The 23,191-nt window shown below is 69.1% G+C and carries 22 protein-coding genes, 1 tRNA gene and 2 pseudogenes; 7 read left to right on the top strand and 18 right to left on the bottom strand.

Annotation, left to right across the window (positions count from 1 at the left end):
• Positions 1-134 precede the first annotated feature (134 nt).
• From MMF93_RS15910 to MMF93_RS15900, 3 genes are all read right to left on the bottom strand, one after another.
• Entirely contained in the window at positions 135-1,337 is a 1,203-nt protein-coding gene (locus MMF93_RS15910) for a hypothetical protein (RefSeq protein WP_242752037.1), read from the bottom strand.
• Positions 1,334-2,587, bottom strand: a complete 1,254-nt coding sequence (locus MMF93_RS15905) for a glycosyltransferase family 4 protein (RefSeq protein WP_242752035.1) — start codon at positions 2,585-2,587, stop codon at positions 1,334-1,336. The genes MMF93_RS15910 and MMF93_RS15905 overlap by 4 nt, the downstream gene beginning before the upstream one ends.
• Before the next feature lie 139 nt (positions 2,588-2,726).
• Positions 2,727-3,479, bottom strand: a complete 753-nt coding sequence (locus MMF93_RS15900; RefSeq protein ID WP_242752033.1) for a DUF4232 domain-containing protein — start codon at positions 3,477-3,479, stop codon at positions 2,727-2,729.
• 88 nt (positions 3,480-3,567) lie between these two features.
• Here MMF93_RS15900 and MMF93_RS15895 point away from each other — a divergent pair.
• Positions 3,568-4,094: pseudogene (locus tag MMF93_RS15895) on the top strand (pyridoxamine 5'-phosphate oxidase family protein).
• Positions 4,081-4,819 (top strand): annotated as a pseudogene (locus MMF93_RS15890) (IS5 family transposase). Before MMF93_RS15895 ends, MMF93_RS15890 begins: the two co-directional pseudogenes overlap by 14 nt.
• A gap of 11 nt (positions 4,820-4,830) precedes the next feature.
• On the opposite strand, the gene MMF93_RS15885 reads toward MMF93_RS15890, so the two are convergent.
• Positions 4,831-5,247 (bottom strand): hypothetical protein, encoded by a 417-nt coding sequence (locus tag MMF93_RS15885; RefSeq protein ID WP_242752031.1) that lies wholly within the window; start codon positions 5,245-5,247, stop codon positions 4,831-4,833.
• 171 nt (positions 5,248-5,418) lie between these two features.
• Positions 5,419-6,306 (bottom strand): MBL fold metallo-hydrolase, encoded by an 888-nt coding sequence (locus MMF93_RS15880; RefSeq protein WP_242752029.1) that lies wholly within the window; start codon positions 6,304-6,306, stop codon positions 5,419-5,421.
• A gap of 51 nt (positions 6,307-6,357) precedes the next feature.
• Here MMF93_RS15880 and MMF93_RS15875 point away from each other — a divergent pair, with 51 nt between their 5' ends.
• Both MMF93_RS15875 and MMF93_RS15870 read left to right on the top strand, forming a co-directional pair.
• On the top strand, positions 6,358-6,744 hold the full coding sequence (locus MMF93_RS15875) for a MerR family transcriptional regulator (RefSeq protein WP_242752027.1): 387 nt from the start codon (positions 6,358-6,360) through the stop codon (positions 6,742-6,744).
• A 749-nt stretch (positions 6,745-7,493) separates the two neighbouring features.
• A complete protein-coding gene (locus MMF93_RS15870) occupies positions 7,494-8,117 on the top strand; it encodes a GyrI-like domain-containing protein (RefSeq protein ID WP_242752025.1) in 624 nt (207 codons plus the stop codon).
• A 406-nt stretch (positions 8,118-8,523) separates the two neighbouring features.
• Here the strand turns inward: MMF93_RS15870 and MMF93_RS15865 are convergent, their stop codons facing one another.
• The 3 genes from MMF93_RS15865 to MMF93_RS15855 all read right to left on the bottom strand — a co-directional run bounded on the left by MMF93_RS15865 (position 8,524) and on the right by MMF93_RS15855 (position 9,935).
• Positions 8,524-9,111 carry a hypothetical protein gene (locus MMF93_RS15865; RefSeq protein WP_242752023.1) on the bottom strand — a complete coding sequence of 196 codons (588 nt, stop codon included), beginning with the start codon at positions 9,109-9,111 and terminating at the stop codon, positions 8,524-8,526.
• Entirely contained in the window at positions 9,092-9,406 is a 315-nt protein-coding gene (locus tag MMF93_RS15860) for a hypothetical protein (protein ID WP_242752021.1), read from the bottom strand. The genes MMF93_RS15865 and MMF93_RS15860 overlap by 20 nt, the downstream gene beginning before the upstream one ends.
• A gap of 355 nt (positions 9,407-9,761) precedes the next feature.
• Entirely contained in the window at positions 9,762-9,935 is a 174-nt protein-coding gene (locus MMF93_RS15855) for a hypothetical protein (RefSeq protein ID WP_242752019.1), read from the bottom strand.
• Positions 9,936-10,115: 180 nt separating this feature from the next.
• Here MMF93_RS15855 and MMF93_RS15850 point away from each other — a divergent pair, with 180 nt between their 5' ends.
• On the top strand, positions 10,116-10,877 hold the full coding sequence (locus MMF93_RS15850) for a GntR family transcriptional regulator (protein WP_242752017.1): 762 nt from the start codon (positions 10,116-10,118) through the stop codon (positions 10,875-10,877).
• A gap of 159 nt (positions 10,878-11,036) precedes the next feature.
• On the opposite strand, the gene MMF93_RS15845 is transcribed toward MMF93_RS15850, so the two are convergent.
• The 6 genes from MMF93_RS15845 to MMF93_RS33715 form a co-directional block, all read right to left on the bottom strand.
• Positions 11,037-12,143 (bottom strand): hypothetical protein, encoded by a 1,107-nt coding sequence (locus MMF93_RS15845; protein WP_242752015.1) that lies wholly within the window; start codon positions 12,141-12,143, stop codon positions 11,037-11,039.
• Positions 12,144-12,330: 187 nt separating this feature from the next.
• On the bottom strand, positions 12,331-12,873 hold the full coding sequence (locus tag MMF93_RS33720; RefSeq protein ID WP_423835449.1) for an SLATT domain-containing protein: 543 nt from the start codon (positions 12,871-12,873) through the stop codon (positions 12,331-12,333).
• A gap of 707 nt (positions 12,874-13,580) precedes the next feature.
• A tRNA-Ser gene (locus MMF93_RS15840) sits at positions 13,581-13,667 on the bottom strand.
• A gap of 10 nt (positions 13,668-13,677) precedes the next feature.
• On the bottom strand, positions 13,678-14,262 hold the full coding sequence (gene tadA, locus MMF93_RS15835; RefSeq protein ID WP_423835448.1) for a tRNA adenosine(34) deaminase TadA: 585 nt from the start codon (positions 14,260-14,262) through the stop codon (positions 13,678-13,680).
• A gap of 136 nt (positions 14,263-14,398) precedes the next feature.
• Positions 14,399-14,950 carry a tRNA adenosine deaminase-associated protein gene (locus tag MMF93_RS15830; RefSeq protein WP_242752013.1) on the bottom strand — a complete coding sequence of 184 codons (552 nt, stop codon included), beginning with the start codon at positions 14,948-14,950 and terminating at the stop codon, positions 14,399-14,401.
• A 287-nt stretch (positions 14,951-15,237) separates the two neighbouring features.
• A complete protein-coding gene (locus tag MMF93_RS33715; RefSeq protein WP_423835447.1) occupies positions 15,238-15,531 on the bottom strand; it encodes a hypothetical protein in 294 nt (97 codons plus the stop codon).
• Positions 15,532-15,718: 187 nt separating this feature from the next.
• Here MMF93_RS33715 and upp point away from each other — a divergent pair, with 187 nt between their 5' ends.
• Positions 15,719-16,354 (top strand): uracil phosphoribosyltransferase, encoded by a 636-nt coding sequence (upp, locus tag MMF93_RS15825; protein WP_242752011.1) that lies wholly within the window; start codon positions 15,719-15,721, stop codon positions 16,352-16,354.
• A 167-nt stretch (positions 16,355-16,521) separates the two neighbouring features.
• Here the strand turns inward: upp and MMF93_RS15820 are convergent, their stop codons facing one another.
• The 3 genes from MMF93_RS15820 to MMF93_RS15810 form a co-directional block, all read right to left on the bottom strand.
• Positions 16,522-17,187, bottom strand: coding sequence for a LytR C-terminal domain-containing protein (locus MMF93_RS15820; protein WP_242752009.1), 666 nt, complete (start codon positions 17,185-17,187; stop codon positions 16,522-16,524).
• 125 nt (positions 17,188-17,312) lie between these two features.
• Entirely contained in the window at positions 17,313-17,609 is a 297-nt protein-coding gene (locus MMF93_RS15815) for a type II toxin-antitoxin system VapB family antitoxin (RefSeq protein ID WP_003999914.1), read from the bottom strand.
• A 250-nt stretch (positions 17,610-17,859) separates the two neighbouring features.
• Entirely contained in the window at positions 17,860-19,527 is a 1,668-nt protein-coding gene (locus MMF93_RS15810) for a M28 family metallopeptidase (protein ID WP_242752007.1), read from the bottom strand.
• Positions 19,528-20,388: 861 nt separating this feature from the next.
• On the opposite strand from MMF93_RS15810, the gene MMF93_RS15805 reads away from it, so the two are divergent.
• The gene (locus tag MMF93_RS15805; RefSeq protein ID WP_242752005.1) at positions 20,389-21,723 is read left to right on the top strand and encodes a DedA family protein; all 1,335 of its coding nucleotides are present in this window, start codon (positions 20,389-20,391) and stop codon (positions 21,721-21,723) included.
• 178 nt (positions 21,724-21,901) lie between these two features.
• On the opposite strand, the gene MMF93_RS15800 is transcribed toward MMF93_RS15805, so the two are convergent.
• A complete protein-coding gene (locus MMF93_RS15800; protein ID WP_242757600.1) occupies positions 21,902-23,140 on the bottom strand; it encodes a cation:proton antiporter in 1,239 nt (412 codons plus the stop codon).
• Positions 23,141-23,191 lie beyond the last annotated feature (51 nt).

Genomic DNA, 23,191 nt, shown 5'->3' with positions numbered 1-23,191 from the left:
CCTGTCCGGCCCTCCGTCCGGCCCTCCGTCCGGCCATCGGTGCGGCCCTCCGTCCGGTCGCCGGTTCGGCCCTCTGTCCGGTCGTTCGTCCGGTCACCGACGGTGCGGGACGGTCACCCCCTCTCCGGCGACCGTCACCCCGCCGCCTGCTTGTCCTCCGTGCTCACCTGCACCGAGAGGTTGTTGTTGATCGTGTAGTACGGCTTCACCGAGTGGAGCGCACCGTCGCGGTCGGTCACGCGCCGCGACGGGTAGGTGAAGATGCGCTTCTTGTCGGGGATGTCGTCGAGGATCCGTGCGAGACGAACGGGCTCCTCGTCCGCGGAAGGCCGCAGCCACAGATCCCAGGCCTGGTGGCCGGGCAGCAGGGACGCGAAGGGCAGCTCGACGGTGAAGTCGCGTGCCGCGTGGTGTGCGTCGGCGCCGCCGGGCTCCCCCTCCAGGCCCTCGGGGGCCCTCTCCGGGGCCTCGGAGACGGTTTCCGGGCGCTCAGGGGCCCTCTCCGGATCGGAGTCCGCCTCGCTGTCCGGGCGCACCGGTACGCGCACGGGGGATGCCGCTGTGTCGCGGGGGAGCGCCTCCAGACACGCGGTGGCGGTGAGCCGCGCCCCGTAGAGCCTCCCTTGCAGCACCATGGCGCCGTCCTCCACCCGCAACGTCCCCGCCTCCGCGTGCGGTCTGCGCAGCCACGCACGGATGGCGAGATTGCCGTTCTTGGTCGTGTAGGGAATGCGTACGCCGAGCCACGCGTGCGCGTCGGAGGGCGAGCCGCCGCCGACGAGGGAACGCAGATCGTGCACCCCGGGAAGCAGTCGCTGCGGCTCCTCATCGGCAAGGGAGAGATAGGCGTCCCAGCGCCCCTCGGGCAGCTGCGTGGTGCTGGGCAGGGTGGCGCGCAGCCTGCCGTCCGCCGCGAGGGGGCTCAGCGGCAGCCGAAGGGAGGCGTCCGGGCCGTGCTGGTGGCGCAGGCGCAGGAGCACGGCCGCGGACTCCGGCACCTTCGAGGCCGCGATCTCCTTGGCGTCCTTGCCGAAGAGCCGCACCGTGAAGGTGAGCCCCACGGTGCTGTCGGCCGTGCAGTCGACGCGCGGGTGGTGGACCTCGGGGACGGGGGTTTCCGGCGCCGGGACCGCGCGTACGGGGGCCTCGGGTACGGAGGACTCCGGTACGGAGATCTCCGATACGGGGAGTTCGGGTACGGAGGGAGAGGTGACCTCCAGCGGCGGAGCTGCCACCGCCGCGCCGCGTGGGGACGCGCCGCTTGGGGGCACGCCGTGCGGGGACACGCCCCGTGGGGGTACGCCGCTCGGAGAGGTGCCGAAGAGTGCGAGAGTCATGTCCGTGCTCCTTCCAGGGCGTACTTCACTCCCAGCCGAGCCGCTTCCCTGGCCGCGTACGCCCCGCCCAGGAGGGTGCCGCGGGCCCGGTGCAGCGTGCCGGACCGCCGGTTGACCAGCGAGGTCATCAGTTCCTCGTACCGGGCGGCCACCTGTGAGGGGTCGAACCGTGCCGACGCGCTGTGCGCCGCCTTGCCCATCCGTGTGCGGAGTCCTTCGTCGTTGATGAGACGGAGCAGCCCGCCGGCGATCGCCTGCACGTCGCCCGTCGGGACCAGAAGTCCGTCCACACCGTCGCGGATGATCTCTTTGGGACCGTGCGGGCAGTCGGTGGCCACGACCGGCAGACCGCACCGCATCGCCTCGACGATGGTCATGCCGAACGACTCGAGGCTCGAGGTGACCGCGCAGATCGAACCCTTCACCCATTCGGCCTCGATGGGGTTGGCCGAGCCCATCAGATAGACGTGGTTGTAGAGGCCGAGTTCGTCGATGAGCTTCCGCAGCTTGTCCGCCTCGCGGCCGTGACCGTAGATGCGCAGGCCCCAGTCCGGACGTTCGCGGACGACCTCGCCGAAGGCGCGTATGAGCACGTCGTACCGCTTGGCCGGGGCGAGCCGGCCCGCGGCGACGACCCACTTCCTGCTGCCGTCCGCAGGAGCGACGTCCGGCTCGGGCACACTGTTGGGCAGCGACTCGACGCGCACGCCGGGCAGCCGCAGGGTGGCGCGGTAGTCGCGGGCGTCGGCCTCGGTCACCGTCGTGACCGCGTCCAGCCGGGGATAGGTGCGACGCAGCAGGCGCTTCATCCGCGCGGAGTGTGTGGCGAGCGTGAGGTGCTCCTGCCCCAGACGCACGGGGCCACGGCGCGTCTGCCGGGCCACGTGCACGTTGAGTCCGGGCCGCGTGCCGACGACGACGTCCGCCTCTGTGCTGCTCAGGTACTCACCGATCTTGCGGTCCGTCAGCGCGCTGTGCTGCTTGTACTGGCCGTCGGCTGCGGGGAAAACCCGGGCGGGGCGAGCGTGTTCGGGATCGTCGCCGTCGAAGGTGGGCCTGTGCCGGCGCATGTCGACCAGTGACGACAGCCGTACGCCGTTGTCCGGTTCGAAGAACGGCCTGTCCCGGTAGCGGAAGACCGAGACGACGTCCACCTCGTGCTGCTCGGCGAGTGCCTGCGCCAGGTTGAAGGTGGTGCGGACCGTTCCTCCCATCCCGTACGCGCTGAAGATCAAGAAGGAGATGTGCATCGTTCCTCGTACCTCTAGAAGTGGATGACGCTCCGCCACTCGCTGTATGTCTTCCACGGCAGCGGTGAAGCGATGACCGCGCGGCGCCGGAAAAATCCGGCGAGCTCCCCCGAAACGCCCTACTGTGGGGTTGGTTCGCTTACTGCAGGGCCAGTTCGGGGGTGGTGTTCCAGTACGAGACGGTGGAGTTGTCGCTCAGTGCGAGGCCGGCGCCTTCGGGTGCGTTGACGGTGGCGGTGGAGCCGGTGCCGTTCTGGTCGCGGTTGGCCAGCTCCACGGTGAGTTCCTTCTCGCGGTGCGTGTTCGCGCCGTCGCCTTCCTCCAGGCTGAGCGCCGCGTAGGCGGAGGTGCCCGGCTCCAGGGAGACCACGGCTTGCGGTTGTCCGCCGCCGGCCTTGATCGGTGCCTGGGCGCCCGGGTAGCCGACGAAGGGGTAGCCGTACAGGTCGCAGCGGTCGTCGCCCTTGTTGGTGGCCTTGAGCAGGATGACCGGCGCGGAACCGCCGGTCGGCTGGAGCCTGACCTGGACAGAACCGACGTCGCACGCCGACCGCTTCACGCCCCCCGATGCCGCCTTCGCGCCCCCGGTACCCGCCTCGGCCCGCAGAGCGGCGTTCCCGTCGCCCCCCTGCCCCCTGTGGGCGTTGCCGTCGCCGCCGTGCCCGTTCCCGTTGTCCGGGTTGCCGTCACCCGCGGAGCCGGAACCGTCCGAGTCGGACTTTCCGGCCTGCGAGTCCTTGGCCGCCGCCGAGGAGGACGACGAGGACGACGAGCCGGCGTCGTCGTCCTTGCCGCCCCCGTCCTGGCAGGCGGTCAGCGAGAACGCGGCGGCGGCAGCGACGGCGACGAGGCCGGCGGATCGGAAAGTACGGCGCGTACGAGCGGTCTTCACGAGGTTCCCCCACAGGTGTCGATGCGGCACGGCCGCCCACTTCCGCGGGGGTCCCCGGCCGGGTTCGCTTGTCGGTACATTCACTGTGATGACGGCCCGACGGGGATTGTTCACGGGAATCTGTCCGCACCGTGTAACAGCCCGGTGCGGGGCGGGCGGGCGACAGCCCGCCCGCCCCGCATGCGACCACCTGCGGCGACGGTGCAGGCACAAGGGCAGGAGCGGGGGCAGGGGAGTGGGCCACCCGCACGTGACCACCATGCCTACAGCTGGGACCCCCAAGCCCGCATCGTTCGACTCTCCACCACGGCCGACCGCATCAAGGTCAAACACGTGCAGCGCGACCCGCGCGCGGCGCTGCACGTACCGGGCGGCGACGTGTGGTCGTTCGCCGTTGCAGAGGGTGTTGCAGAGGGTGTTGCAGAGGGCGTTGCAGAGGCTTCCGAGCTCACGACGATTCCCGGCGACGCGGTGGGACGGGAGCTGCTGACGGTCATGCCCGCAAAGCCGGAGAACGAGGACGCTTTCCTCAAGCAACTGGTCGCCGAGCGCAGACTCGTCATCCGGCTCAGGGCCGAGCAGCTGTACGGGACGGCCCTGGATGTCGACGGCTAGGCAGTTTCGTTTGGATCAGCCGGTCGTTGGTCCGGATGTGCCGTTGACTGACGCGCAGTGGGCGCGAATCGAGCCGTTACTCCCGGCCCGGACGCCGCAACGGGGTGGCCGGTGGAGGGATCACCGCGAGGTGATCGACGCCATCGCCTTCAAGTTCCAGACCGGAACGCAGTGGGTCCACCTGCCGGAGAAGTACGGCAATTGGCGAGGCGTCTACAACCGGCTGCGGATGTGGGCCATCGACGGCACCTGGGAGCGGGTGTTCACGACGCTGATGGCCCAGGCCGACACCGAGGACGACCTGAACTGGGCCGTCTCGGTGGACTCCACCATCGTGCGGGCCCACCAGCACGCCGCCGGGGCCTGCAAAAAAGGGCCCCCTGCGCCTTTCCAGGCGCCGCGGACGCCCCCGGACCAGGCCGGACGCGGTCCTGGCCGACAAGGCATACTCCTCCCGCGCGATCCGCGAGCACCTGCGCAAGCGCGGCATCCGAGCGGTGATCCCCGTCCCGGCCGACCAGCAGGGTCACCGACTCCGTCGCGGTAGCCGAGGCGGCAGACCACCGGCCTTCGATCGTGACGCCTACAAGCAGCGCAATACCGCCGAGCGGTGTATCAACCGCTTGAAGCAGTGGCGGGGCATCGCCACTCGATACGAGAAGACCGCCACCATCTACCTGGCCGGACTCCACATCGCAGGCATCTTCCTCCGGTCCGCCCGGTGATCCAATGGGGACTATAATCTGGCGATTTCTTGCCGGAGCCGGTGGGTGAAGCGACGCAGGAGGTCCAACGTCTCTCGGAACTCGGCCCGGCGGTCGTCCCTGCCGTCGGTGGGCCGGGTACTCCAGACCCTGCGCGCGAGAGCATCGGCGAGATCGACGGTGTCGCTCGCACAGAGCAGGTAGAGGGCTGAGCGTGCCTCCTGCATCTGGTTCGCCAGCTCGTTGGCTCCGAGACCGTCGTCACTCAGCTGTGTTTCCTTCAGGTGGTCCAGTAGCTGAACTACGGCCGTGTTGAAGCCGATCCCGGCTTTGAGCTTCTGTTCCCGGAGCCACATGCGGTCCTGTCGGCGCGCGGTGAACCACGAACCGAACACTGCCCCTATGAGGCCGATAGCGGCCCCGATGGCCACGGACAGAACGTTCTCCACGGTCAGCTCCCCCCGACTCCAGCGCCACCAGGCTACAGAGGCCGTCGGAGGCGCCGAACTCGACGAGCGCCCTCACATGCCAAGGGTTCGGTGATCCGAACGAAACGGCCTAGCGGACTTCGGCGGCGCGGTTGAGGCCGCGCTGGATCAGGTGGCGCTGCATCACCGGGATCAGCGCTGGCCGGCACCGACGTGCCGGGCGGTGAGTGGTTTCCGGGACTGGCTGACGGGTACAGCATCGCGATCCGGGCCGGAGTCGGTCCCAGGGCCGGCGCCGAAGACAGGATCGGCGCCGACATCGGGATCGGGGTCGTGCGAGTTGACCAGACGCACCGTCCCCTCGCCGGCGAGCTTGGCCAGCAGCCGCTGCGTGTGGAGCCTGGCGGTTTCGTCGTGCTGTGTGGCGGCGGCGAACGCTTCGACCGCGGGCGGCGCCGTGCAGGTGAGCTGTGCGTGATGGTGGACCGCGTCGCCGATGTGCAGCAGGTCCCGGCCCCCGAGGGCGTCGTCGACGAGTACCCCGGCATGTCCCGGGGAATGGCCGGACAGCGCGACCAGACGGATCGAGGCCGGGAGACCGTCGAGTGTCCAGGAAGCCTGTCCCCGCCAGTCAGCGGCGGGAACGGGCGCGGGAGCCCACACCACGCCGTGCGCCCATTGCGCGGGGATAACACGTCCCTCGCCTTCCTCGACGGCGGAGCGGCAGGCGCTCGTGGTGTGGACCCGGGCCGAGGGGAAGTCGGAGAGCCCGCCGACGTGGTCGCGGTGGTGATGGGTCAAGATCACGTCGGAGACGTCCCCTGGAGCGAAACCCAGCGCGACGACACGGGCGATCAGCGTTTCGCCGGGATCGAGAGCCGGACCGACCTGCGCGATCCAGTCCCTCCCCAGGCGAAGCTCGGGGGACTCGATATCTCCGCGCCCGATCCCGGTGTCCACGACGACGAGCCGGTCCTCCAGCTCGATCAGGAGACATCTGCAGACGAAGCGGGGCACCCCGAAGACGGCTTCCCCACCGGGGACGTCGAGAGTTCCGCAGTTGAGTTCGTGGATTCGCACGCGGTGGACGGTAGAAGTTCGCGTCGACACGAAGTCAAGGACCATGAGTCCATGCGCACTCAGCTCCTGCGAATCGGCGAGGCGGCTGCACGTCTCGGGGTCTCCACGCACCTCCTTCGGCACTGGGAGGCCGAGGGGGTGATCACCCCGCATCGCACCGCGGGCGATGCCCGACGCTACGATCCGGAGCTGCTGGACGCGCTCTCGATCGCGGTCAAGTGCCGGCAGGCCGGCCTGCCGCTGAACGTGATCGCCCAGCTGCTGAACGGCCGGCGAGAAGACCGCAGACACCTCATCGCGCAGCAACGCGACGCGATCGACCGGCAACGCGCCCGACTCGAACAGACCGCGGCCTTCCTCGATCACGTCCTGGACTGTTCCCACCCCGTGGTCCGCGAGTGCCCAGCGTGTCGGGACTTCGCGTCCTCGACGACGTGACCCGCCGCGTTGGTCGCCGCCGAGAGAAAACGAAGAGGGCCCCGACCGTCACCGGTCGGGGCCCTCGTTCATCCTGCTCACGACGGCACTCGTGGTGCCGACCGAGCTCGCCCGCGGGAGAGCTGTCGCTCACTTCCGCTCATCGCCGAGCGGAAGTGGAGAGAGTGCGGCCCCCCGCGTGCGAGCTAGCTTCGTGCGCCAGGACGTACGGACGTACGAGCGCGCCGTCGTCGAAGACTGGGGTGAGAGGTGGCCACCAGTGCGAAGAGCGGGCGCGGCACGGGGGCGCGGACGGAAACGCTCAGGGGGCGTTGTCCTGGTAGGGCCTGCTGGGCCGAAGGGCCGACACAGAAGCGTGCCGCATACTCGGCGAAGGTGGTCGCGCATGGTTGCGGCTCCTTATGGCTGCGGATCCGCTCGCTGCGCCGGAGACGCAGGGGGCCCTCGTTGGGGACGAGGGCCCACGCCGCACCGGCCGCTCGCCGACGCCGGCCGCCGCGGCGTTCGGTGCGGTCGGATTCCCGGGGCCCCTCCCAACGCGGCGCCAGCTCGAAGATGAGCTCGGCGAAGTGTTGGCGGGAGATCCCGGTGAAGGCAGGATGAGACAGCGCGGCACGATTCAGGTCAGAGGTCACATCCCCCGATCGTGCCGCCTACCACTGACAGCTCGTCAGTCCGGCTCGGCTGCCCCGAAGCCGTACACGGGTATCACCGGGCGATGCGCCTCTTCCAGGAGAAGTGAGACACCCATGGCCGCGTACGACGTCAAGCGGGAGCGGAAAGAGTTCTATGCACCCAAGAACACGGCGTGGGCCGTCGTGGACGTTCCCGAGCAGCAGTTTCTCGCCATCGACGGTACAGGGAACCCCAACACGGCGCCCGCCTGTGCCAGGGCGGTCGAGGCCCTCTACGCGGTCGCCTACACCCTCAAGTTCGCCGGCAAGCACACGGCGGACGGCGATTTCGTCGTCGCTCCACTGGAAGGGCTGTGGTGGGCGGATACGCCCGAAGCCTTCACCAGCGGAGCCAAGGACAGCTGGAACTGGACCATGCTCCTCACCATGCCCACCTGGATCAACAAGGAGATGATCGAGGACGCCAAGCAGACCGCGCTGGCCAAGAAGAAGCTCCCCACGATCTCCCAGGTCCGACACCTCGCCCTCCACGAAGGCCCCAGCGCCCAAGTGCTGCACATCGGCTCCTACGACGATGAGGCACCCGTGCTGCATGAACTCCACCACGCCTACCTCGCCGCCAACGGTCTGCGGCCAACGGGCCTGCACCACGAGATCTACCTCAGCGATCCGCGCAAGACCGCCCCCGAGAAGCTGAAGACCATCCTGCGTCAGCCGGTCGGGCGCCTCGACCAGTAGGTACCCGATCGCCACCGGCCTGGTGCCCGCCCGCGACGGCCTGCTGAACCCCCCCACCGGCCGGACCCTCAGGCCGGCCTGCCCAGCTCTCCATTGCACCCAAGGTCGTAAGGGGACCGGCTACATGTGGCCAGTCCCCTCGCCATCGGCTCAGATCGAAGGGCTTGCAGGGCTGCATAGAAATGGGGGAGGAGACGCACTCCTCCCCGGAATCTGCGTGGACCTTCAAGATCGCAGAGGGATTTGGGTGGTGCTATCGACCCTGGCCGGGCCGACTCAGGCAACAGCTGAGACAGAAACTGAGACGGACACGACGAAGGGCTGGACCCCGCGTGGGGTCCGGCCTTTCATTCTTCCTGCTCAGAGCGGTAGCGGTGGCATTTGAACCCACGGGGGAGTTGCCCCCTCACTCGCTTTCGAGGTCTGTTCGGGGTGGTGAGGGGGTTGTGCGTGGTCGTTCAGGGGCGTTCGTGGGCTGTGCGGGGCGGTGGTGGTGGGCCTCGGCGAACGCTGCCGGACGGCCCTGAATGAGACCCGAACTGAGACCCTGCACGGGCGATGCTGATGCTCGCTCAGCCGAAGGCTTCTGCTGGTAGAAAGGGGCCGCCGCCCCCATCTCCCTCTCAACGTGCTGAGGGCAGGTAGCATCGCCATCCTCGTCCATCAACCGGGCTTCGCGGCTGTCAGCGATCCGGAGCGCGTTGCTGAGGGCGGTCACGGTGTCCCGGAGCGCCTGGACGGCACTGTCCGCCTCTCCGCCCTCTTGCTCTGAGTCCTCCGAGGCGGCGATCGCGTCGAGAAGCTGGACGGCACGCTTGAGGGCACGGTCACCGTTGATGAGGTGGGCGTCTTCCACTGCATCGGCGTACAGAGAGAGGGGAGACCCGGGGTTGCCGTTCAGGTAGCAGGGCTTCCCCGTTTCGGTGGCCCACGGGAGAAGACGCAACTCCGGCGACGAAGGCGTGGGCACGGCGTCACGGTCGTAGATCAGCATGTGGAGTCCTTCCCCCTTCTACTGTGCGGAAGACGACCAGCGTCGTGCTGGGCGTGATGGTGAGGGCATCGCCGGTCTGGAAGCCGATGTGCTTCGCGCCACCAGTGATGTGCCGAAGGTCCGCCACGGCCATCGAACGGCCGCCGACCTGGATCACGTCGCCGGTCTTCAGCTCGCCGGCGCTTACTTCGATGGCGACCTGTTGGGCGGAGCGGGCTTGGAGCGGCTTGTCCCGTGGGGCTCGGATCTGGGTGGGCTGGAGGTGGCACGCGCAGTCGCAGGCTTCGAACGTCACGCCGGGATGGCCTTTGCGGGCGTGGGCATGTCGGCAGGCTCCGTGTCGACCCAGGTGACAGTCAGTGGAGCGATAGCTCACGGGCGTTCACCACCGACGGCCCCAGCGCCTTGGAGGGTGCGGGCTTCGTGGGCGAGGAAGAACGGTCGAACGAGAGGGCCGTCAGTAGCCGGGACGAGGAGCGGGCGCCAGGCGTCCGGGCAGTGGAAGCGACTGCCCGGGGAGATGACGCAGGGATGACGCCGAGCCGGGAGCTGGCGGGCTTTGTCCACCTGGGCGGGTGGTGTGTGGCGGCTCGGTCGTTGGCGTAGCAGTGTGAGCAACGCTTGGTGGTAGGGGCGCACGACGCAGCTCCTTACGGCTGCGGATCCGTGCCCCGCTTGGTCGGCGAGGTCGGATCCTCGGAGAGGACGAGGGCCCACGCGACGGTGGAAGCACCGTCGGTGCGGAGCCCGAACTGGTCGCCTTGCTCCAACGCGGCCAGGAGTGCCGTCCACTGGGCAGCACTCGGCCCAACGGGCGGGGTCACTTCGACTCGAAAGCCAGCGTGGCCCCGCCTGATGCGCGGTTTGAGGCCGATGGCCAAGAGCCGAGCTGCGATCGAACGCGCTCTCAGAACGGGTTGAGGCATGACGATCCTCCGCCACGGGTTGGTCACGTGGAGTAAAGCTAGTTAACTAGGTTAGAGCTAGTGGACTAGATTTTCCACATGCCTGAGCAGCCGCCCTATCTCCGCATCGCCGACCTGTTCCGGCAGCGCATCGCTGACGGTGACTGGTCACCCGGCGACCGGCTTCCCTCCCGCGTCACGCTCGGCGCCGAGTACGGCGTCGGCGACAACGTCATCCGAAGAGCACAGGAGCTGCTGATCTCCCAGGGGCTGCTGGAGGGCCGCGCGGGCTCGGGCACGTATGTTGCGGAGCCTCGCCGTCGTATGCGCATGGTCCGCTCGCTCAGCCGCGAATGCCGCGGCGGCTCACCGTTCCGCGCAGACATGGCCGCTCTCGGTCGGAACAGCACGTGGGAGCACCACACGGATGCGAAGGTGCCAGCTCCGCCGGAAATCGCGGCTCGCCTCGGTATCGGTGAGGGCGATCTTTGCGTTCGCACCCGTTACGAGTTCCTGTCGGACAGCAAGCCGGTGCAACTGTCGACCAGTTGGGAGCCCTACGCCCTGACCGGCGGCACGATCGTTGTCCTTCCCGAGGGTGGACCGCATGCCGGCCGTGGTGTCCTGGAACGTATGGCCGCGATCGACATCCACGTCAGTCACGCGGTCGAACAGCCCGAGCCCGGCCATGCCACAGCAGAAGAGGCCCAACTCCTTGGCCTGCAGCGCGGATCACTGGTCACACGCATTCAGCGGACGTACCACGACCAGGACGGACGTCCCGTGGAGACGGCCGACATCATCGTTCCGGCAGCACACGCGGAGATCGTCTATGAGGTACAGATCCGCCCGGATCAGTAAGAGACAGGCGAATAGCTACGCATCATAAGTTCTCGTATGTGACTCAGGCGAGGGCCAGCATCTCGTCAACGCTGTCTGCGGCACGCAGCACAGTTCACCGGACCTGCACGCAGGCTGCTCACCTTCGGCATTACGCGTTGATCTATGCGGAACCGGCTCCTATTTGAATGGCACTGCCTTACTCAGGACGTCCCCCACGCGCCCTGCAAGCTCTGGGCTTGACGAGACGAGAAGAGAAATACCCATGCCGATGAATACGACCCGCAACGCGTGAGCTGCTTCCGGGTGTGCAGCGACCATGGGGAATATTGGTAGCAAGAAGGCTAGGCCGATGAATGAAAGGCCGGGTAAAACCCGCCAAAAAATTGCTCGCAGCTGGCGCACGTTGGTAGGTGCTTCTGGGGCATTGGCGAGCAGGGCTTCTCTGTCCTTGAGAGCGAATGCGAACGTTCCCTCGACGAGAGACGTCACGATAAGGTCAATGTCATCGACGCTTCTGGCTGTGATCACTCGATGCTTGTGCACGCGGATCAGCTGAGCTACTCGCAAACCGTCCGCGTGCAATTCCCGACGTATCGCAGCGTCCCCGGGGTCAGCGCGGGAGCGAAGAGTCAATGCCCTGGCAGAGGCCACCGCAAGACCTTCTAGCATGCCGCACCATCGACGGGCAGTTGACGTTGAGGCCAAGTCGTTTCTTTCCTCGTTCATGGCGTGGGCTAGTCTGACTCCAGCAACGACCACTAAGTCAAAATCGTGGCATCCACTTTCCAGTGATTTGACTCTGCAGGCCCACCATATTCTCGCGTAAATAAGCAACCCGGCAAATAGGGATGCGACCGACAGGAAAGCCCAGAGCGGGCCACTCCATGGTGCGTATAGCTTCGGCGCGCTAAACGCCTCAGCAACGATGAATACCATTAGGGCAGAAGTGAGCGCGTAGGCGATACGGGCTTTGAGGATTTTATGAGACAGTGCGCTCCACATCACGATTGGAAGAAGCAGCCATACAGATGCCATGATAAAGCTGAGTAGGCGGATGTTACCGAAAAAAACGAGAAAGACGCACGGGATGATAAGCGCCAACGGTAAGGGAGTATGAGCCAGGTAGGAGAATCGGCGGCGCACAAACAATTCGCGCCTAGCGGCGGCCATCACGCATCGCAGAAAATCCCCTTTTCGATCAGAAGCGATCGGAAGAGAGCGGGCTTTATGAAAAATATCCCTTAAGGCTCGCATTTGTGCTTCTTGTGCGATCTCCAGCCGCAACCAACGCCTACTTTGCCTAATCCAGTGCATGAAATCCCAATCCAGTACCTCTTCGCAGCTGCTTCCGGGGGCCTGCTCTCTTCCGTGGCCCTCCCTCAGCCTCGGGGGGCGCCGAGCCGTGGCGTAGGGGGTGCTCTTGAGAACCACCAGAGTCGCTGCATTCCCGGGGGCACCCATCAGCAGATGGCTATACGACCCCCCGTTGGTTCTGGTGGGGTTGGTCGAGCTGTTGCTCACGCTCGCGTTGCTCCGCTCGGAGTCCTTCCACGGTAGTGGCGAAGAGGACAAGATTGGATTCGCCGTCCAGCGTGTATGGGGCGATGCCCAACTCTAGGGCGATGGCGTGCTGCTCAATGTTGTCGGCGGTCTGCTGTAGATTGAAGGCTCGCTCCCGTGGTTTGATGTACCCGGCAGCTGCTGTGACGAGGGTGACGACGAAACCGAGTGCGATGAGAGCTCCCTTTCCCGGCTGTGGCGGGTCATACCAAGCTGTGATCGCTGAAACAGCTGCCGAACGGAGGAACAGCGCCCACTGCCTCGTCAGATGTATGTGCCGGTAATGCGTGGACCCTTTTCGAAGTCTGGCTATTTCACTTGGTAGGTCCTCTTTGTATGAAGCCTGCCGGTCCTGGGTAGGTGGAGTCAGATTCCTCGCCTCTAGAATGCGCCGTTCCTCTGCCAGGGCGAGTTCGAGCTGAGTTCTCTGACAGATTTCCGAGCTTCCTCCCAATGAGCCGCAATGCTGAACTCGGCATATAGCTGTGCGATAGAGCAAAGTGCGAGGACGACCAGAACGATGCCAAGCATTGCGTTAATTGCATTTGGTGTGTTAGGCGCATTTGCGCTTCATCGATCATCTCTTGGCTCCTTCTACTCGAAGATCACTGTTCGAAGGATCGGTCACCCAAAGTGTAGAGGTCTGACATCCGTGCTGCTATAGGTTCGGACGCATCGAGCGGAGAGAAGTGTGGCGCAGCATGTAACCAGCCTTGAAAGCGGTGAAACCACTTCATGTTCGCTGGCCTGAAGCTTTCCCCGGCCCCTGCTTCCTCGTCTGCCGCCGCATCTGATCAAGCCGGAGGGAGGCATCTTCCTTCTTCTCGGAGGATCGGCGTTTGTCCAAGCGAGCAGCATATTAATCTTGTATCGCTCACTCTCTGATTAGCACGTACGCTGAGAGGAACGGAGAACAGGCTGAAGTCTCGGGCGTGCACGCAGCGATCGATCGCCAGTGGTCCTGAAGGACGTCAAGGGCATGCGTTGTACAGGCTGATCGGCGGGGCCAGCACTCTTCTCAGCGCAGTGTCAGTTGCCACCCACAACCGCTCCGCCCAGAGTCAGGTCTTTGCCAGCAGGCACCTGAGCTCAACTGAGACCCCGACGACGAAGGGCCGGACCCCGCGTGGGGTCCGGCCCTTCATTCTTCCTGCTCACAAGCGGTAGCGGTGGGATTTGAACCCACGGAGGAGTTGCCCCCTCACTCGCTTTCGAGGCGAGCTCCTTCGGCCGCTCGGACACGCTACCGAGAGGAACTCTAGCCCACTGAGGGCCCAGGGTCGAAATCGGTTGGAGGGCCCGCGGGGGGTGTGGGGGGTGCGGTGCGGAAGAAGGTGGTGAGGAGGGTGGCGCACTCCTCGGCCAGTACCCCGCTCACGACCTCCGGCCGGTGGTTGAGGCGGCGATCGCGGAGGGCGTCCCAGAGGGAGCCGGCGGCGCCCGCCTTCGTGTCGGGGGCGCCGTAGACGACGCGCGCCACCCGGGAGAGCACGGCGGCCCCTGCGCACATCGTGCAGGGCTCCAGGGTGACGACCAGTGTGCAGTCCGTCAGGCGCCAGCTGTCGCCCCGCTTCCCGGCCGCCGCGCGCAGGGCGAGGACCTCCGCGTGCGCGGTCGGATCGCTGTCCGCCTCGCGGGCGTTGTGCCCCGTGCCGAGTACGGCGCCGTCCGGCCCGAGGACGACGGCGCCGACCGGCACGTCCCCCGTTCCCGGTGCCCGTTCGGCCTCCGTCAGGGCCAGCCTCATGGGCTCGCGCCAGCGGTCGCGCACCGGGTCGGGGGAGGAGGGAGGGGTGGGGGCCGTGTCCGCCGGCCGTTCGGCCTCGTCGTGTGCGGGGGTCATGGGTCCAGTGTCGCGCCCGGGACGCGACCCCCGGCGCCGTGGCCCGGCCCGGGATCACACACGCATCCGGGCCGGGCCTGGGCCGGATGCGTGTGTGTGTCGGGCCGGCACCGCGTCGGGCCGCGGCCCGACGCGGTCAGCGCACGGATTCCAGGACGTCCGTACAGCCGAGGGCCTCTGCGACCTCGGCCAGCGCGTCCTCGGGGACGAGCGAGAGCAGCGCCTTGCCGTCCATGCCCAGGTCGGAGAGGACGTCCGGGTCGCCCAGCGGTCCGGCGGGTGCGGTTTCCGCGTCGGCGACGGCGGTGCGCTCGGCCTCCTCGTCGTCGTTCTCGGCGCCTTCCGGCTCCCCCTCTTCCGTGCCGTCCAGGTCCACGAGTTGGTCGAGCGCGGAGGGGTCTTCCGGCTGGCGGCCCAGCAGCTCGTCCGACAGCAGTATTTCACCGTACGAACTGCGCATCGCCGCCGCGGCGTCGGACACGTAGACGCGCGGATCGTCCTCACCGTCCACGCGGACGACGCCGAACCATTCCCCCTCCTGCTCGATGCAGACCAGCACTGTCTCGTCGTCCGTCGTGGCCTCCCGGGCCAGGTCGGCCAGGTCGGCCAGGGTCTCCACATCGTCAAGCTCTGTGTCGCTCGCTTCCCACCCGTCTTCGGTGCGCGCGAGCAGCGCGGCGAAATACACCGTGACTCTCCCACTGATTCAAGAGGTGCCCGAGTGCTGACGAGGACCGTGCCCCGCCCCATCGGGCATCGTGGCAGAAACCCGGGCTGTGCGAAGGGTCTTCGACAGTGCGTCGCCGTGCTGTTTGCCCGACTGTTGCCCGAACGTTCATCCGCGCCCCCGCCTGCGACGACTCACTGTGACAACTCGCGACGCAGAGCAGCCCACGGAGCGCGTTCCGGCGCGAGGCGTTTCGGCGCTCCCCGGCGGGGTGCGCGTCCGGCTCATCGGTGGGACAGGCGCCGGGCTCACCAGCGGAACGTGCGCATCCGCAGTGCCTGCCGGCGCCTTCGGGCGGCGCGCGAACGGCGCGGGTGGACGCGTTCGCGCAGTTGCTTCGCCTCGTTCAGCTCTCGGAGAAAGCGGGCTCGACGGCGTAGCCGCTCCGTGTCCGTGGGGGCTTTCCTGTCCGCCCTGTCCCTGTCCGGCTGTTCCGCACGGTCGGTACGGCGGCCTTGGCGATCCGGCTCCCCGGCCCGTCGCCGTGGCTGCCGGACGGGCTTCGACGTCTCGGCTGACGTCTCGGCTTCTGCCTGTGTCATACGCACACCTCCGGTGTACCTGGCCACCTTCCCCGGTGCGCCGGTGGTACGCCCGTGCGCCCCCCCGCTCTCGTTCGCCTGCGCGCCCCGGCTCTCGTTCGCGGTGCGGCAGGCGTCGAGACCGGCGTCGAGACCGGCGGGGGTCCCGGCGGGGTCGGGTGGGCGGGGCCTCGGATACTGTCGAAGTATGCGGACCCACGTCGTCGACCATCCCCTTGTCGCGCACAAGCTCTCCACCCTGCGCGACGCGCGCACCGACTCGCCCACCTTTCGCCGGCTGGCGGACGAGCTGGTGACACTGCTCGCGTACGAGGCCACCCGCGACGTGCGCGTCGAGGAGGTCGGAATCACCACGCCGGTGACCCGGACGACCGGCGTGCAGCTCTCCCGTCCGCGCCCCCTGGTGGTGCCGATCATCCGTGCGGGGCTCGGGATGCTGGAGGGGATGGTCAGGTTGCTGCCGACCGCCGAGGTCGGCTTCCTCGGGATGATCCGCGACGAGGAGACCCTGCAGGCCTCGACGTACGCGAACCGCATGCCCGACGACCTCTCCGGGCGCCAGGTCTACGTCCTCGACCCCATGCTCGCGACGGGCGGCACGCTGGTGGCCGCGATCCAGGAGCTGATCCGGCGCGGCGCCGAGGACGTGACGGCGCTCTGCCTGCTGGCGGCCCCGGAGGGCGTGGCCGTCATGGAGCGCGAGCTCGCGGGGACGCCGGTCACTGTGGTGACCGCCTCGGTGGACGAGCGCCTCAACGAACAGGGCTTCATCGTGCCGGGGCTCGGCGACGCGGGCGACCGCATGTACGGAACGGTGAGCTAGCACCTTCGCGCCGCGCTGCCGCGTCTTCGCGGGCCCCCGCGTTCTCACTCCCGGCCACCGCCCGTCCGTCCGGACGGCCACCGCTCGTCCGTCCCGTCGGACGCAGCTCGTCCCGTCGCGGACACCGTCCCCCCCCCTCGCGGATGCGCCTTGCGGCGGTTTCCGGCTCAGCAGGTGGTGGGGTCGTGGGGCGTCGAGGCGGACGGTCGGGGTGCGGCCGGTCCGGCGAGAGCGGCCGTGGCGGCCTTCTCCTCGGTCAGCTCGGTGAACTTCTCACCGAGGACGAGGTCGAGCGCGTCGCCGTCCCGCTCGTCGTAGCGGATCTCCTCGCCCTTCAGCTGGGTGGCGAGGGTTTTCAGACGTGCCGTGTTCTCCGCGCCCGGGGCGCCGATGAGGACACCCGATCCCTTGATCTCCTTGGCGAGCCCCGCGGGCGCGTTGGCGACCTTGCCTACGGTGAAGCCGCGCTTCTCCAGTTCGTCGGCGGTGTCCCTGGCCAGGCCCGTACGTGAGGTGGCGTTCAGGACGTTGACGGTGACGTCACCGGGCTTCGGGAGGTGCGCGCTGCCGCGGGCGCCGGGCCGGACGGCTGCGGCCGGGGAGGCGCAGTCGGCGGCCTTGGCGTGGCGCTGGCCGGCGGCGCCGGCGGGCTCGTCGGCGGAGAAGATGTCGACGAGCTGGAGCGTGCCCCATCCCAGCACGGCCAGGGCCGCCGCTCCCGACAGCGAGACCGCGAGAACTCTCCCCCTCCGCCGTGGCCTGCGCATCCGTGGGTAACGGTCGCCCCTGATGCGGTACTTCCCGCCCAGGCCCGGAGGAGTGAGCATGCTCATGTGCGCAGGCTAATGGCCAAAGGCAGTACTGCCTACTAGATGATCAACGACTCGTCAGGACACGCACCCGAACGGGGGACACGGACGCCTCTCCGCCCGGCCATGCGTGCGCAGCAGGACGGCGCTCAGTCGAGTTCGAGCACGCGTGCGTGCAGCACCTGGCGTTGCTGGAGGGCCGCGCGGACGGCGCGGTGCAGCCCGTCCTCCAGGTAGAGGTCCCCCTGCCACTTGACGACGTGGGCGAACAGGTCGCCGTAGAACGTCGAGTCCTCGGCGAGAAGCGTCTCCAGGTCGAGCTGGCCCTTGGTGGTGACGAGCTGGTCAAGGCGCACCGGTCGCGGGGCCACATCCGCCCACTGACGGGTGCTTTCCCGGCCGTGGTCGGGGTACGGCCGCCCGTTTCCGATTCGCTTGAAGATCACACGGAAAGCCTACCGGGCCACCGGTACCGGGCGCAGCCTCGCGACCGTGGTGCAATCCGGACGATCTACCCGTAAAGCGGGGGGAAAGCGGGCAGGACGTGAGTGGCCCGGCGAGGGCGGCGGTGCGAGCCCGCGCCACCGCCGGGTGGGCGGGCTGCCGTGGCGTTTCGTTGTCCACAGCCTGTGGACAACGAAACGCCACCGAGGTCGCCCGGCGCCTCCCGGGGCGACCGGACGTGGCGTGTGACGACTAGCGGAACAGGCGCGCCCCCTTGTAGGGGCCGTACGCAGGCCCGGTCGGGGTGGCGGTCGTCCGCGCGTCGGCCGGCCGGTCGGTGCCGTCGGGCAGCCCGCTGGTGTCCCAGGCGTAGTGGCCGACGGCGTTGGCGATCGCCTTCACGTTGGCGTCGAACGCGCGCATGTCGATGTTGTCGAGGGTGTCGCAGGCCTGGTGGTAGCAGCCGTCGTAGGCGTCACCCGCCGTGCCGCCCCACAGCTTCTGCTCCTCCGCGGTCTTCACACCCTCCGCACCGGTGAACGTGCCGCCCGACGGAATGCCCGCCGCGATGAAAGGACCGTAGTCGGAGCGGCCGTCGAAGTCGGTGCCGCGCGTCGTGAGTCCGCGGCTGGCGAGGAAGTCCACCAGGTCCTTCTCCAGCGCCGCCGAACCCTTCGGCCCCGGCCCCGAACCGGTCTCGTCCGAGTCGTCGCCGTCGTAGGCGAACACCCCGTAGTTCGGGCTCGCGATCATGTCGAAGTTCAGATAGAGCGCGATTTTCCCGCGCTCACCCTCCGGAAGCTGCTCCACGTAGTGTTCAGCGCCGAGCAGGCCCAGTTCCTCGGCGCTCCACAGCGCGAAACGCACCTTGTTGGCGTGCCTGCCCTTGTGGTCGGCCCTCGCCAGTTGCAGCGCCGCCTCCAGGACACCCGCGGAGCCCGACCCGTTGTCGTTGATGCCGGGCCCCTCGGGTACGGAATCCAGGTGGGCGCCGAGCATCACCGTATGGTCCGCGTCACCGCCCCGGGTCTCCGCGAGGACGTTGTGCGTCGTGCGCTGCTCCTGGAACTCGCGCACCTCCAGATTGACGGTGACCCCGCCCTTCCCTGCCTGCTGTGCCAGCGCCTCACCGTCGGCCCGGGTGATGCCGCCGGTCGGAATGCGGGCGTCGTCGGGGCTGCCGAGGGTTCCGTTGAGCGCGCCGTCCTCGTTGTTGTAGATGACGGCACCGACCGCTCCGGCCTCCGCGGCCGCCGCCTGCTTCTGCGCGAACGAGCACGAGCCGCGCTGGATCAACGCGATCCGCCCCTCGAACGTGCCCTGCGCGTAGTCGGCCGCGTCGCAACCGCTGGAGCCGTCCGCGTCCACGGGCACCGCCGCCACGGGCGCCTCCACGCCCCCTTTTGGCGTGCTCTTCGTGTACGTCATCAGCGTGAGCGGGACGTCGTGCTGCTCGGGCCCGAGCACCGTCAGTTTCTCCGCGAGGGTCTCGCGGAACGTGAACTCGAACTCCTGGAACGCCACCTTGTAGCCGGCCGCCTTCAGCAGGGCGCCCGCGTACGCGGCCGAACGGTCGTGCCCCCGGGATCCGGCGCCCCGGTTGCCGTCGCTGACCCTCGCGAGCGCGCTGAGGGCCGTCAGGTGCCGGCGCGCCCCCTTCGCACCGGTGCGGTGCACCAGCTTCCTGGCGAGCTTGTCGCCCTCCTTCGCCGCGTCCGGGTGCGGACGCGGGTGGGGATGCGGGAGGGGGTGGGCATGGGGTTGGGGACGCGGGGGCTGGCGCGGGGCGGCACCCGCCGGGGTGGAGGCGAGGAGGAGCGGTGTCGCGAGGGCCGCCGCCGCGACGGCGGCGACGGTGTTACTGGCGCATCTCTTGCGGAAGAAGCCGAGGGACGAGCGGGAACGGAGCGGTACGGACACAGTCGTGGTCCTTTCGGGGAACGGCTGTTCGGCGTGTGGTGCTCCATGTCCGTGGGGCGTCCGGCATACGGACGCGCGGACTCGGTGAGAGGGAAGCTAGCGGGCACCGGGCCCCGAGGGAACGCCCGTACGGGCACGTGGCGTGTGGGCCCGCCGCGTGGGGGATCACGGGAGGGGCACCTGGGGTACCTGGGGCGCTGCGCGGCGCCTGGTGCGCGCCCTGGCTCTCCGAGCCCCAGGGCCGCGGCCCTGGGTACGGGAGGGGGGAAGCGCCCCGTACGCGCTCCTGCTCCGGCCGCCTTCGGGCCGCGCGCCGGGTGCCCGCGGGCCCGGGTGCGTGTCTGCGGGCCGGGTGCCCGCAGACCGGGTGCCCGCGGACTGGGCATCTGTGGGCCGAGTGCGGACAGATCGTGCCCTGCCGGTCGCGTGCCTGCGGGCCGGGTCGCCCGCAGACCGGGTGTCTGCGGTGTGGGCACCTGCGTGCCGGGTGCCCCCGGGGTCGGGTGCCTGCGGACTGGGCCCCCGGGGTCGGGTGCCTGCGGACTGGGGGCCCGTGCTCCGGGCACCCGCCGACCGGGCTCCCGCCGACCGGGCTCCCGCCGCGCACGTGCGCTCCGGGGCACCCGCTCTCCGGAGTGGCGCTCGGGGCGCCCGCGTGCCGCGCGCTCGCGCACCGAGTGAGCGCGCGTTGGCGCATCGAGTGAGCGCGCGTTGGCGCATCGAGTGGTCGGGAACGGTGGGTGAGGGGGGCGCGTTGGTAGCGTGTAGCGTCCGATACGGCCCGTGTGCTGTCCGCGCCGCCCTCCCCCAGCCCCCGGCCGGGAGGTGCCCCCAACTCGCGCCCCTGATCAGGAGCCCCCCGTGACCAACCTCGCACTAGGACCCAGCTGGCTGGATCCGGACTTCCTGATCAACACGTTCGGCCCGGTCGGGATCCTGGCGATCGTCTTCGCGGAGTCGGGCCTGCTCATCGGCTTCTTCCTGCCTGGCGACTCGCTGCTGTTCACCACGGGCCTCCTGATCGTGACCGACCAGCTGGACATGCCGCTGTGGCTGATGTGTCTGCTGATCGTGCTGGCCGCGGTGCTCGGTGACCAGGCGGGCTATCTGTTCGGAAAAAAGGTCGGCCCCGCGCTGTTCAAGCGGCCGGATTCCCGGCTGTTCAAGCAGGAGAACGTCGAGAAGGCCCACGAGTTCTTCGAGAAGCACGGCCCCAAGTCGCTGGTGCTGGCTCGTTTCGTGCCGGTCGTCCGCACGTTCACGCCGATCATCGCGGGCGTGAGCGGGATGCGGTACGGCTCGTTCGTCCTCTTCAACGTCATCGGCGGCACCCTGTGGGGGGCCGGCGTGACCCTGCTGGGCGCCGCGCTCGGCCAGATCGACTTCGTCCACGAGCACATCGAGCTGATCCTCGTCGGCATCGTGCTGCTGTCGGTCGTCCCGATCGTGATCGAGTACCTGCGCAACCGCGGTAAGGGCTCCGCGGGGAACGACGCGTCCTCCGCCGCGCCCGCGGCCTCCGCCGAGCCCGCGCCCGACGAGGCGCACCCCCAGGCGCCGGGCGCGCCCACCGGTGACCACGGCCACGGCCACGGCCACCCGGGTCCTGGTCCGGGTTACGGTCCCGGGCCCGCCCAGCACCCCGGCAACCACAACATGCGCGGTGCGTACGCGCCGGAGCCGGGTGCTGCCCAGCCGAATGCCCAGCCGGGCTACGGCGCGGGTCGTCCGGGGCCCGGGCCCCAGGACCCGAACGCGCCCTATGGCCACGGTCCTGGCCGGCCCCAGCAGTCTTACGGCCCGGGCGCGGGCAACCCTCCGGGCGCTTACGGCCCCGGCCAGGGGTACGGCGCGCCGGGCAGCCCTGGTGCCTCGGGGGCGCCGGGAGTACCTGGCGCGTACGGGCAGCAGGGCCGCCCTCAGAGCCCCCACGGCGACATCGGCGCGCCCTACGGCGACGGTGCCCCGGTCTACCCGGGCCCGCACGACGGCGCGGCGCCGCAGGACCCGTACGGGCGGGGCGGCACGCCCCAGGCCCCCGCCGCCGGTGACCCGTACGGCGGGGACGGCGGACCGCACGGCCCCTCCGCGCCGCCTCAGGACCCGTCGGGATCGCCCCGGGATCCGTCGGCGCCGTCGGAGGACCCGTCGGGCTCGCAGAACCGTCCGGGCCGCGGCCGCCACGCCCGTCGCTAGAAGGTCCGGGCCGGTCTGCCGTGAGAGGTTCCGGGCCGGCCCGTCGCCAGGGGCTTCGAGCCGGTCTGCCGCTGTTTCCTCGGGCCACAGCGGTTCGTGTGGCGCGAGCAAAGTACCGGGCCCCGGCACCGCGATCGCGGTGCCGGGGCCCGTGCGCTGTGGGCGTCGTGCGTGCCGGTCAGGCCGGGGGTTCCGCGTAGGACGGCCGGTCCGACGGGGTCTCGTCCCCCGACGACTCCCGGGAGGTCACGGCGGTCGGGGCGGCCTCGGCGGGGGGCTCCTTGGTGGAGGAGGGGCTCGCCGGGATGCGTGAGGTCTGGCCGGTGATCAGCGGGGAGAGTACGGCCAGGATGAGGACGTAGCCGGCGATGAAGGGGGCGAGGCGGTCGTCGAGTCCGGCCGCCGCGGCCATGGTGGCCAGGATGAGGGCGAACTCGCCGCGCGCCAGCAGGGTCGTGGCGACGTTGGCCGTGGGGCGTGGTCCGAACCCGTAGACGCGCGCGGCGCACAGGCCCGCCAGCACGTTCATGACCAGCGTCAGCGCGACGGCCACGAGTACGGGCACCACGACCGTGGGGAGGTCGCCGGGGTCGATGGACAGGCCGAAGCCGAAGAAGAAGATGGCGCCGAAGGCGTCTCTCAGCGGGTGGACGAGTTCGCGGATGCGGTCGCCCGAGGCGGTGTTGCCGAGCATGAGGCCGACCATGAAGGCGCCGATGGCGTCGGCCACGCCGAATTCCTCCGCCACGCCCGCGACCAGCACGGCGGCGCCGAGGAAGGAGATGACGAGGAGTTCGTTGTCCCGCGTGGCGAACAGTTTGCCGATCACGCGGGTGCCGAAACGGGCCGCGAGTCCCAGCACCAGCAGGAACGCGAACGCTTTGGCGATCTGGAGGAGCGCGGTCCCCGCCTCGTCGGCGCCGGTGAGGACGGGCTGGAGCGCCGCCAGGTAGAGGGCGAGGAAGATGTCCTCGACGACGATGATGCCGAGGATGGGTTTGGTCTCGGGGTTGCCGAGGCGGCCGAGGTCGACCAGCGTCTTGGTGACGATGGCCGAGGACGAGATGCCCAGCACCCCGGCGAGCACGAGCGCTTCCGAGGTGCCCCAGCCGAGGGCGAAGCCGAAGCCGAGTCCGGCGCCGACGTTCAGCGCGAGGTAGAGGCCGCCGGCGAGGGCCATCTTGCGGCCGCCTGCCTTGAGGTCCTCCATGTGGAACTCGAGGCCGAGGTAGAAGAGCAGCAGGACCAGGCCGAGCGCCGAGAGCATTTCCAGCTCGTGGGGGTCGTCGACCAGGACGTAGCCGGGGGTGTGGGGGCCGAGAAGGATCCCGGCGAGGATGAACAGGGGGATCGTCGGCAGTCCGATGCGGTTGCCGAGGCGGGCGAGGACGGCGGCGGCGACGAAGGCGCCGCCCATGGCGAGCAGGGTGTCGGCGTGGCCCATGCTCAGTCCCCCGGGGAGATGAGG

Source organism: Streptomyces tubbatahanensis (genome assembly GCF_022699385.1).
GTDB lineage: Bacteria > Actinomycetota > Actinomycetes > Streptomycetales > Streptomycetaceae > Streptomyces > Streptomyces diacarni.
The sequence above is the reverse complement of the archived record's forward strand: the minus strand, read 5'-3'. Positions and strand labels throughout refer to the sequence as shown.